A 10,113-nucleotide genomic window follows, 5' to 3' on the forward strand; every position below is an offset into this window, starting at 1 on the left:
AGACAGAACTTGTTTTCTGCCCGACCCGTTACCCGGTGTCGGGGTTGAGCATGATCCTGTCGGCATCGCAATCCTTATTATCGGCATCTCCCCGGGAAACTTGTGAAAAAAAAAGGGCGCCATTTCAGGCGCCCCTGTACCTTCCTCGACTTTTCAATGGGTCATTTTCCAAGCATCTGAAGGGCGGTTTCAACTATCCGATCGGCGGTGAAGCCGAATTTTTCCAGGACCGTTCCCCCCGGCGCCGATGTCCCGAACCCATCGATGCCGATGACGCTGCCGCTCGGACCGACGTAGCGCTCCCATCCCATGGGGATGCCGGCTTCTACGGCGATCCGGTTTTTAATGGCCGGTGGAAGAATCCGGTTTTTGAACTCCGTTGAATTGTCTTCAAAAAGTTCCCAGGACGGCATGCTGACCACACGAGCGGGAATGCCCTTGCCGGCCAGCATCTCCTGAGCCTTCAGGGTGATGTGGACCTCGGCCCCGGTGGCGATGAGGATGATGCGCGGTTTTCCCTTGCAGTCCGAAAGCACGTACCCACCCTGTTCAACACCGTGCGCCGTATGCTTCGCGTCCAGGATGGGCAGTTTCTGGCGGCTCAGAATCAGCGCGACCGGGCTGTCGTTCATGGCGATGGCCCGATGCCAGGCCTGGGCGGTCTCCGTGGCGTCGGCCGGGCGGATTACCGTCAGGTTCGGAATGGCCCGCAGGGCGGCCAGGTGCTCCACGGGCTGGTGGGTGGGGCCATCCTCTCCAACGGCCACGCTGTCGTGGGTGAAGACATAGATCACCGGCAGCTTCATCAGGGCGGCCAGGCGGATGGCCGGGCGCATGTAATCGGCAAACACCAGAAAGGTGCCGCCATAGGGCCGGATGCCGCCGTGCAGAAACATGCCGGACATGATGGCGCCCATGGCAAACTCGCGAACACCGAATCGGATGTTGCGGCCGTCGTAACGGTTCTTCTGAAATTCGGGCGATCCGTCGATAAAGGTTTTGTTCGACGGCGCCAGATCGGCTGAGCCGCCCATCAGGCTGGGGAAAATGGTTGCAGCGGCGTTGAGCACCTTGCCCGAGGCGGCACGGGTGGCCATGGGGCCGTCTTCCGACTTGAACTGGGGCAGGTTCGCTTCCCATCCCTTGGGCATGAAGCGGGTCAGGCCATTGACCCAGGCGTCGGCCAGATCGGGGTGCGTGCGGTTGTATTTCTGATATGCCGCTTTCCAGCCGGTTTCCGCTTTTTCACCGGCGTTGACGCATTTGCGGAATGCCGTCAGGGCCTTCTTCGGAATGGCAAAGGCATTTTTTTCCTTCCAGCCCAAGGCGGCCTTGGTCAGCTTGATCTCCTCGTCACCCAGCGGGGCGCCGTGGGCATCGGCGGTGTCCTGCTTGTTGGGGCTGCCGTGGGCGATATGGGTCTTGAGCATGATGATCGAGGGCTTGCCGGTTTCGGCTTTGGCGGCCAGGATCGCCTTCTCGATGGCATCGGGATCGCTGCCGTCTTTGACCTTGATCACCTGCCAGCGGTAGGCGTCAAAACGCTTGGCCACATTTTCGGTAAAGGCGATACCGGTGGTGCCTTCGATGGATATGCCGTTGTCGTCGTAAAGGCAGATGAGTTTTGACAATCCCAGATGGCCGGCAAGGGAGGCCGCTTCAGCGGTAATTCCCTCCATCAAGTCGCCGTCGCCGCACATGACGTACGTATGGTGATCGACGACAGTGTGACCGGGGCGGTTGAAACCGGTGGCCAGGTGCCGTTCGGCCATGGCCATGCCCACGGCGTTGGCAAAGCCCTGTCCCAAGGGGCCGGTGGTGGTCTCCACGCCCGGCGTATGGCCGTATTCCGGGTGGCCGGGGGTTTTGCTGCCCCATTGCCTGAAATTCTGGATCTCTTCGAGGCTGAGGTCGTAGCCGGTCAGGTGCAGCAGGCTGTAGAGCAGCATGGAGGCGTGACCGCCCGAGAGAACGAAACGGTCACGATCCGGCCAGTCCGGATTTTTTGGATTGTGCTTCATCACCCGCGTCCAGAGCACATAACCGGCCGGTGCCAGGCCCATGGGCGCTCCCGGGTGGCCGGAGTTGGCCTTCTGAACCGCATCCATGGACAGGGTGCGGATGGTGTTGATGCAAAGATCGTCGATGGCCGGCTGCGTCTTGGAAGTGCCCGTACTCATGTGATGCTGCTCCTTTTTGCGATGGATTCAATTAAGAGTCGACGTCAATGGGGGTTGATACAAAAGATTTGATGGCGAAGCAAGGGTTTTAAGGACGGTTTGACCGGTGAAGGATCCGGGTGCCTTGCCGGCAGCCATTTGCAGGATTGGACGGGGATGGCTGCCGGATTTTAGTTTGCCGGGAACGTGGCCAGACCGGCAAACAGCGGGCAGAGGGCTGGCGCACGGTGGTGATGCAAGGTCCCATGAAGATCGGAATCGCCGTCCAGCCAGCCGGCCGACTCCGCTGCAGGCGCAAGGCCATATGCCTGCTTTTTCGAATCAAAGCGCCCGCATCCATTCCGGACGCAGGGCCACCTGGCCTGCCAGCGCCGCATCGATCAGGGCCAGTGTTTTGGCTTTCTCCTTGGGCATGCGGGCACGGATGGGCAGGTAGTTGGAGGCGTGATTGGCGTGAAACAATCCCTGGGACTGGTGAGTTTCGGCGATCATGGTGCGCAGCTCAGCCAGCATCTCGTCCGGTTCGATGAGGGTAAACCGGCCGCTGCGGGCGTCTTCGTGCATGGGGGTGCCGGGAATCAGCATCAGGCTCAACGCACCCACATATTCAGGATCGATGGCGGACAACACCCGTCCGGTTTCCCTGGCGTGGATCTGGGACCGCTCCCGTCCGGCCAGACCCAGCAGTACGGTGATGGAAAGCTTGATGCCTGCCTTCCTGGCTTTTTTGCCCATGTCGATCATCTGCCGGGCGGTGGCGCCTTTGTTGATGGCCTTGAGGGTGACGTCGTCGCCGGTTTCCAGCCCCATGTAAGCGATGCCGATGCCGTTTTCCCGAAGCGCTTTCAGTTCATCCACGGTTTTCATGTTCAGGCTTTTGGCGTTGGCATACACCCCGACCCGGGTGACCCAGGGCAGCTGCCGGCGGATTTCGGTAAGGATTTTCATGAGCCGCTTCTGGGGGATGATCAATGCGTCGCCGTCGCACAAGAACACACGGCGCTGGCGCTGGCAGTGGGCGGCGGCAAAGGCGATGTCCGCCATGATGATGTTGTCGGATTTGATCTTGAACCGCTCCCCCTGGTAAGCCCCGCAGAAGGTGCACTTGTTGCGTGAGCAGCCCACGGTGACCTGGAGCAGGATGCTGTTGGCCTCGCTGGGTGGCCGGATGATGTTGCCTTCGTAGTGCATGCTTTTCCTCTCTTGAACCGCTCGTTCGATTGCTCAATTCCAAAATCGCCGAATCCGGAAATTTCTTTTTTGATGATAATCTGATGGCCTTTTATGGGATTGTCAATATTTGCCTGTTCTGATATGAAAAACTTCAACTTATGAATCTTGTTTATTTGTCGACGAGGGCCTTATAGAGGAACGACCCGCCGCTGTCTTCAACGGGTGGCCGCCAGGATCGACACGTTCTTTTCATCCGTTTCAATCATCAACTTGCAGGGAGGAGAACCGCGCATGAGTAAACTGTTATGGCAGCCGTCTGAAGCGCAGATCAAAGCATCCAACATGTACCGGTTCATGACGCTGATCAACGAGCGATACGGCACTTCCTTCGACACCTACGACGGCCTCTACCAGTGGTCCGTCGACCATATCCCCGAGTTTTGGAAGGAGATGTGGGATTTTGCCGCCATCAAGGCCTCGGCGCCCTATGACAGGGTGATCGATGACGCCAACCGGATGCCCGGTGCCCGCTGGTTCGAAGGCGCCCGGCTCAATTTCGCCGAGAACCTGCTGCGCTACCGGGACGACCGGCCGGCCCTGGTATTCCGGGGGGAGGATAAGGTCAGGCGGACCCTGACCTACGCCCAGCTCTACGACGAGGTGGCCCGGGTGGCCAAGGCCCTGAAGCAGGCCGGGGTTGCCGCCGGCGACCGCGTGGCCGGCTTCGTGCCCAACCTGCCCGAATCGATCATCGGCATGCTGGCGGCCAGTTCGTTGGGGGCGGCCTGGTCCTCCTGCTCGCCGGATTTCGGCATCAAGGGCGTCCTGGACCGCTTCGGTCAGATCCGGCCCAAAGTGCTTTTCACTGCGGACGGCTACTTTTTCAAAGGCAAGCCACTGGACTCGCTGGCGCGCATCGCCGACATCATGGGCCAGATTCCCTCGGTGAAAACGCTGGTCGTGGTACCCTATGCCCAGGAAAAACCGGACATCAGCGCCATCCCCAACGCCGTGCTGTACGCCGACTTCAAATCGGCCGAAGACGGGCTGGAGATCGATTTCGCCCAGCTGCCCTTCGATCACCCGCTGTACGTGATGTATTCGTCGGGGACGACCGGCCTGCCCAAGTGCATGGTCCAGAGCGCCGGCGGCATTCTGGTCCACCACCTTAAAGAATTGATCCTGCACACCGATCTCAAGCGTGAGGACACGATCTTCTATTTCACCACCTGCGGGTGGATGATGTGGAACTGGCTGGTCAGTTCGCTGGCCACCGGCGCCACGCTGGTGCTGTATGACGGCAATCCGTTCCACCCCTCTCCCGAGGCCCTGTGGCAGATGGCCCAGGATGAGAAGATCAGCGTTTTCGGCACCAGCGCCGGCTACCTGGCCGCCCTTCAGGCCGCCGGTGTCCGGCCGAAGGAAAAATTCGATCTGTCCCCTTTGCGGGCGGTACTTTCCACCGGATCACCCCTTTCCATCGAAAGCTTCGAATTCGTATATGACGCAATCAAATCAGACCTCCAACTGGCTTCCATTGCCGGCGGCACCGACCTCAACGGCTGTTTCGCCCTGGGCAACCCCATGGGACCGGTGTATGCCGGTGAACTTCAGTGCCGGGGGCTGGCCATGAAGGTATTCGCCTTCGACGACGACGGCAAACCCGTGGTGGGCCAGGAGGGGGAACTGGTCTGCGCGGCGCCTTTTCCATCGATGCCCATCTACTTCTGGAACGATCCCGATGGAAAGAAATATCACGGCGCCTACTTTGACGTCTACCCGGGCATCTGGCGCCACGGCGATTACATCGTGGTCACCGAACACGGCGGGATCGTCATGCACGGGCGTTCCGATGCCACCTTGAATCCGGGAGGCGTTCGCATCGGCACGGCCGAGTTGTACCGGCAAGTGGAGCAGTTGGCAGAGATAGAGGACAGCGTGGTGGTGGGGCAGAAATGGGAAAACGATGTGCGCGTGATCCTGTTCGTCAAACTGACACCGGGCGTCGACCTCACCGACGATCTGAAAAACAAGATCCGCCAGACCATTCGCCAGCACGCCTCACCGCGCCACGTGCCCGCCAAAATCGTCGCGGTGCCCGACATTCCCTATACCCTGAACATGAAAAAAGTGGAACTGGCCGTGAAGAAGGTGATCCACAATCAGGAAGTTAAAAACAAGGATGCACTGCGCAATCCCGAAGCGCTGGATTATTTTGCCGGGATTGAGGAGCTTCAGGAAGATTGAGCGATCGAGGAACAAGACTTCAGATGAAAGGTTCTTCTCCGGTTCAGTTGCCCGGACATAGACTTGAACCGCGATAGCAATCCCATTCCCCGCGGCACGCCGCGGGGAATGGGCCATTGACAAGATTCGAAATCGGGCCAAAAACTGTTCCTTGAAAGTAGAATGTTAATAAATTTTTTGAATCTCGCAGACTTTGGAAGCGTTGGCTAAACGAAAATGCAAAACACTTGCTGTGTTCAGAAATGGTTACAAGCGTATTTAAAAAGAGAATTTTGTCATATTCAATACCTGCACCGTCAGCGATCCCCTTCATTTCAGCGATGTACTCTTCTGGAATATATCTCTCTAAGCTTCTTGATAATGGGAGCCATTTGCCATCTGGAGTGTTTTTGAGCTTATCATATGCATCCCAACAATATTGGTTAGCCATGATTTCATTTTTACATAATTTTCCGTGGGCAAAGCCAATTTCATAAGGGGTCCCCGTCAGATATACGACAGTCACCCCGTGCTTGATGTATTTTTTGCTTTGATGGAAATGAGCTGTTTCCTCGATGGGCCGGTTGAGCAACTCCTGAACATTTACGTTCTGCCCCCCGCACCCGGAGGCAACCAATACAAACGCAGAGAACAAAATCGATAGGAATGCGGTATCTGGCATTGAACCGCAACAGCGAGCGCATTCCCCGTCGCTTGCGGCGGGGTTAGCGAGTGAACTGAAAATCGGCTTTTTATCCTTACGGTGAAGATTCCCCGCGGCTTGCCGCGGGGAGGGTTCAATATTTCATCGGTGCGCCTCAAGGTGTAATGGTCAATTATAAGGATCCAGTCAATGTAAGCGATCGGTAATTTTTCGGTTTAAAAATTGTCGCCGTTTTTTTATTCAATACCTGGCAAATCCGATAACGAAGAATAATGCGCCTTTATTCTATTGATCGTTTTGAAAAGGTGGTTGTGTGAAGCCCGGACATTTGTTGCAAGTAGAACGGCATTTTTTCTTTTTGGATCAACAACCACTTGAGCAATAAATCCTGTATTGCCGCCAGGGTGCCACAGCAGGCCTTCCTTTTTGTCTATATCCAAAATATACCAACCCAATGCATAGTTCAGTGACGGGATGCCATACCCTTTTTCTTCTGCACCCGCCCGCCATATCGACGAATCAGGAGGCGAATGCAACGTGCGTAAGGTATCGGTCTCAAGAACCACCCCTGCATTTCCACCGCTTCCTAAATGCACGAGAATAAATTTTGCCCAATCTTTGATTGAAATGTGAATGACAGCCGTAGGAGCCATGTAGTCAGGAAAATCTCCAGGGTGCACCGCGCGGAAAAAGCCGGAATGGCCCACAGGCTGGTTTTCCGAATCAAATTTTACAGGCGGTCCGAACCCTGCTGTGTGCAGTCCCATGGGGCTGAATATTTCCTCTGTCATTAGCTGCTCAAAGGGTTTCCCCATGATTTTTTCAAGCATCGCTCCGGCTATCAGATAACCACTGTTAGAGTAAAAAATGGAGTGGCCTGGCTTGTCAGCCAAACGCTGTTTTACATTTACTTTTAAATACTTTGCTCTCATCGTCACCGGCGATTGCCGATCGTTCCACCAGTTGTCGATGAATTGAGCGGTCACGTTTTTACTGGTGAGATGGTCTATCCATTCGGGCAGTCCGGCTCTGTGGGAAAGCAACTGAATCATGGTGATATCCTCATATTCGCTTCTCATATTAAGATCGGGAAAAGCCTCTTTTAACTTCGTGTCCCATTGCAAGTACCCTTTTTGAATTAAGACGGCGCTTAAAGTCGCTGTAAATGCCTTGGAACAGGAGGCAATCAAAAACTTATCGTCAACAGACACCCAATTATTTGTGTTAGCCTTTCTGGTTCCCACTGCGGCGGCCGCATAGATTTTGCTGTCAAGGACAATTGCAGCCGCCAAGGCGGGCAACCTTTCCTGGACCCGGATTGATTCGAGCAACTCAGCTAAATCAGAATCACCAGAGCGAGGTAAAATTGGAGCTGGTGCGGTTGCACATCCTAAAAAGAATATGCAAAAAAGTAATGAGCCCCAATAGGCAAGAATAAACCTCTTTTTAATTTGGCACATTTGCTTATTTTCCAGCTGTAGTCAGCCGTTAATGACCCGCCAATAAACGCACTAGAAACCACTCGGTAATTGTATCCAGAACTGAATCCGGAATCTTGGCCCCCTTCCGAAGAAGTTTCAGGTATCCGCTCTTCCGGCCATCCTTGTCCGGCAGAAAAGGATGGTTGACGTCCTTGAAAATCCGTACGGTCACATCCGGATTTCCGCTCGACCGCATGGCCTGCGCCAAGTAATGAGCATGCTCTACGGGAACGTGTGCGTCCTTGTCGCCATGGAGGATCAATACCGGGCAAGTTACCTGTTTGGCGGTCGGCAGGGGTATGTACTCCAGGAAAAAGGCAAACCACGGGTTGGCTTTTCCCGCCCGGACCGCCGCCCGGAGGCCTTCCATTTTTGCCTCCAGCGTTTTTTCCTTTTCTTTTTCGGTAAGGTTTGGGTCGCGTTCGATATCATAGCGATACTGGTGTTCCTGAATCTTCCAGCCGTTGGTGGCGCAGCCGGCCATGATCACCAGGGCGCAGATGTTCGGGTCCGAGGCGGCGATCAACGGCCCGATATTCCCTCCCTCGCTCAATCCCAGGATACCAATTCGGGATGAATCGATGTCCGAGCGGTTTCGCAGGAAGTCCACCATGGCTCGATTGTCGTCGGCCCTCTCGATAGTGGTGGCATCGCGGAGTGGTCCACCTTCGGAGCAGCCGTACCCCCTATCGTCCATTCGCAGCACGGCTATGCCGCTGTTCGACAACGCGTCGGCGATTTGGCGAAAAGGCCGGTACGCAGACGCAGGCCAGACCCAATGGCCCATCATATCTCGGTTTTGGGGGCTTGATCCAGTGATTAGTACCACCGCAGGATGGGGTGGTGGGCGGTTGAAGGGCAGCGTCAGGGTGCCGGCCAACGCGTGGCCTGCCGGGGCCTTCAGGCTGACTTCTTCTGCCCTATAGTTTGCGTTGGCGGGGGGCGCATAATGGGCGGCAGGGTAGCAGGGGATTTTCGAACAGGCTTGTAAAAACAGAGCGCTCACGATGAAGGTGAATACCGTTGCTGAAATCCATTTTCGCATGCGACCTCCTTGCTGCCGGATGGCCGTTCTTTGACCTTGAGGTATCCACACTCGCCAAGAGTGTTCATATTGCGTCTATTTAACTAAACGCTCCTGCAAGATTACTTACCAGCGGTTGTATCTATCAAGAATGATAAGAAAAATGTATTTAGTAATTGGGCACCTTCCTTTTATTTCATTGAACCGCAACAGCGAGCGCATTCCCCGTCGCTTGCGGCGGGGTTAGCGAGTGAACTGAAAATCGGCTTTTTATCCTTACGGTGAACCCTCCCCGCGGCTTGCCGCGGGGAGGGTTCAATTCGATTGCTAAAACATATTTCTCATCGCTATATCAGGGTGGCTGAATTCGTTCATAAACCCGTTTGCCGAAAAGGAAGCGAGCTTCAAAGCGTTCCGGTTGTTTGGTCTCATCAGATAAAAACTTGAAGTATAAGCGTCCTGTTCGACCTGAATAGCCAATGAATCGATTCGGCCCGATGGGGGAAGCAGGAATGCGCCACCAAAAGGCAGGCCATACGGAAATTCCAGCTACACCGATGGTGACCGTTGCCTCTTCACCAGTCTCGGGATGTCGATATCGACCGGCGTATCTGGATAGTTGACCGCTCTTCATCGAAAGAGACTTGGGTGTTGCGAGGCCGGTCACCGCAGGCAATACATAATCTTCCATCATGATGAAGTTGCGATTATGGCCGCCTGAGTTGTCGATGGGTTGGGCAGTGAAGACTGCAACCAGACGTAGTTCAGGAACTACAAAAATGTGCTGTCCACCGCGGCCAGAGGCAAAAAAAAGGTCGACCAATTGGTCACCGATTACTGCCTGTCCCAAGCGCCACTGGTATCCATAACCCCATCCATATTCAGCCGTCACTCGTTTAGTTAGAGAGGTCTCCACCCATTTTTCGCTTACGATCCGTTTGCCTTGCCAAACACCCTTGTCCAGCATTAACTGGCCGATCTTGGCCATGTCGCGAGGGCGCAGGTACAATCCTCCCTGGCAGTTGACTACACCAAGGCGGCTGCGTTGCCAACCCTCGATATAGATTCCCATCGGATGGAACAAATACAGCTCCGCAAACCCTCCCAGGTCAATACCGGACGTTCTTGAGACAATTTCGCCCAGCAACACCGTCATGCCCCCAGCGTAATTGAAACGTGTTCCTGGCGGCTCAATCAATTTATGGTTGAGAATGAAATGGAGCCAGTCGTCACCGTCCGTCATGGCTCGGATGCTGTTCTTTGGATCGCTGAGCGGGCGACTGCGTTCATCCCAATCCGTGCCGTGAGTCATGGTCAGTAAATTCTCAATGGTGATCGGATAGGGTCTGTCGATCCATTCGAGTC

7 protein-coding genes are annotated in these 10,113 nt (G+C 55.3%); 1 reads left to right on the top strand and 6 read right to left on the bottom strand.

Features of this window, described 5'->3' with window-relative positions; genetic code table 11:
• Positions 1-161 precede the first annotated feature (161 nt).
• Positions 162-2,180, bottom strand: a complete 2,019-nt coding sequence (tkt, locus tag ACZCED_RS11355; protein WP_462970209.1) for a transketolase — start codon at positions 2,178-2,180, stop codon at positions 162-164.
• Positions 2,181-2,501: 321 nt separating this feature from the next.
• A complete protein-coding gene (locus ACZCED_RS11360) occupies positions 2,502-3,371 on the bottom strand; it encodes a radical SAM protein (RefSeq protein ID WP_464860819.1) in 870 nt (289 codons plus the stop codon).
• 273 nt (positions 3,372-3,644) lie between these two features.
• Here ACZCED_RS11360 and ACZCED_RS11365 point away from each other — a divergent pair, with 273 nt between their 5' ends.
• Positions 3,645-5,600 (top strand): acetoacetate--CoA ligase, encoded by a 1,956-nt coding sequence (locus ACZCED_RS11365; protein ID WP_462970207.1) that lies wholly within the window; start codon positions 3,645-3,647, stop codon positions 5,598-5,600.
• Between the two features lie 43 nt (positions 5,601-5,643).
• Here the strand turns inward: ACZCED_RS11365 and ACZCED_RS11370 are convergent, their stop codons facing one another.
• From ACZCED_RS11370 to ACZCED_RS11385, 4 genes are all read right to left on the bottom strand, one after another.
• Complete coding sequence (locus tag ACZCED_RS11370; protein WP_464860820.1) at positions 5,644-6,261, bottom strand: hypothetical protein; 618 nt, start codon at positions 6,259-6,261, stop codon at positions 5,644-5,646.
• Positions 6,262-6,479: 218 nt separating this feature from the next.
• The gene (locus tag ACZCED_RS11375; RefSeq protein ID WP_464860821.1) at positions 6,480-7,703 is read right to left on the bottom strand and encodes a serine hydrolase domain-containing protein; all 1,224 of its coding nucleotides are present in this window, start codon (positions 7,701-7,703) and stop codon (positions 6,480-6,482) included.
• Between the two features lie 28 nt (positions 7,704-7,731).
• Positions 7,732-8,769, bottom strand: a complete 1,038-nt coding sequence (locus ACZCED_RS11380) for an alpha/beta hydrolase family protein (protein ID WP_464860822.1) — start codon at positions 8,767-8,769, stop codon at positions 7,732-7,734.
• 331 nt (positions 8,770-9,100) lie between these two features.
• Positions 9,101-10,113 (bottom strand): serine hydrolase domain-containing protein (locus ACZCED_RS11385; protein ID WP_464860823.1); only part of this gene is annotated, 1,013 nt, incomplete at its 5' end.

Source organism: Desulfosarcina sp. (assembly GCF_055467485.1).

Excerpts from the sequence above, each read along its gene's own strand:
- tkt (WP_462970209.1), bottom strand. The coding sequence starts at position 2,180 with ATGAGTACGGGCACTTCCAAGACGCAGCCGGCCATCGACGATCTTTGC.
- ACZCED_RS11360 (WP_464860819.1), bottom strand. The coding sequence starts at position 3,371 with ATGCACTACGAAGGCAACATCATCCGGCCACCCAGCGAGGCCAACAGC.
- ACZCED_RS11365 (WP_462970207.1), top strand. The coding sequence starts at position 3,645 with ATGAGTAAACTGTTATGGCAGCCGTCTGAAGCGCAGATCAAAGCATCC.
- ACZCED_RS11370 (WP_464860820.1), bottom strand. The coding sequence starts at position 6,261 with ATGCCAGATACCGCATTCCTATCGATTTTGTTCTCTGCGTTTGTATTG.
- ACZCED_RS11375 (WP_464860821.1), bottom strand. The coding sequence starts at position 7,703 with ATGTGCCAAATTAAAAAGAGGTTTATTCTTGCCTATTGGGGCTCATTA.
- ACZCED_RS11380 (WP_464860822.1), bottom strand. The coding sequence starts at position 8,769 with ATGCGAAAATGGATTTCAGCAACGGTATTCACCTTCATCGTGAGCGCT.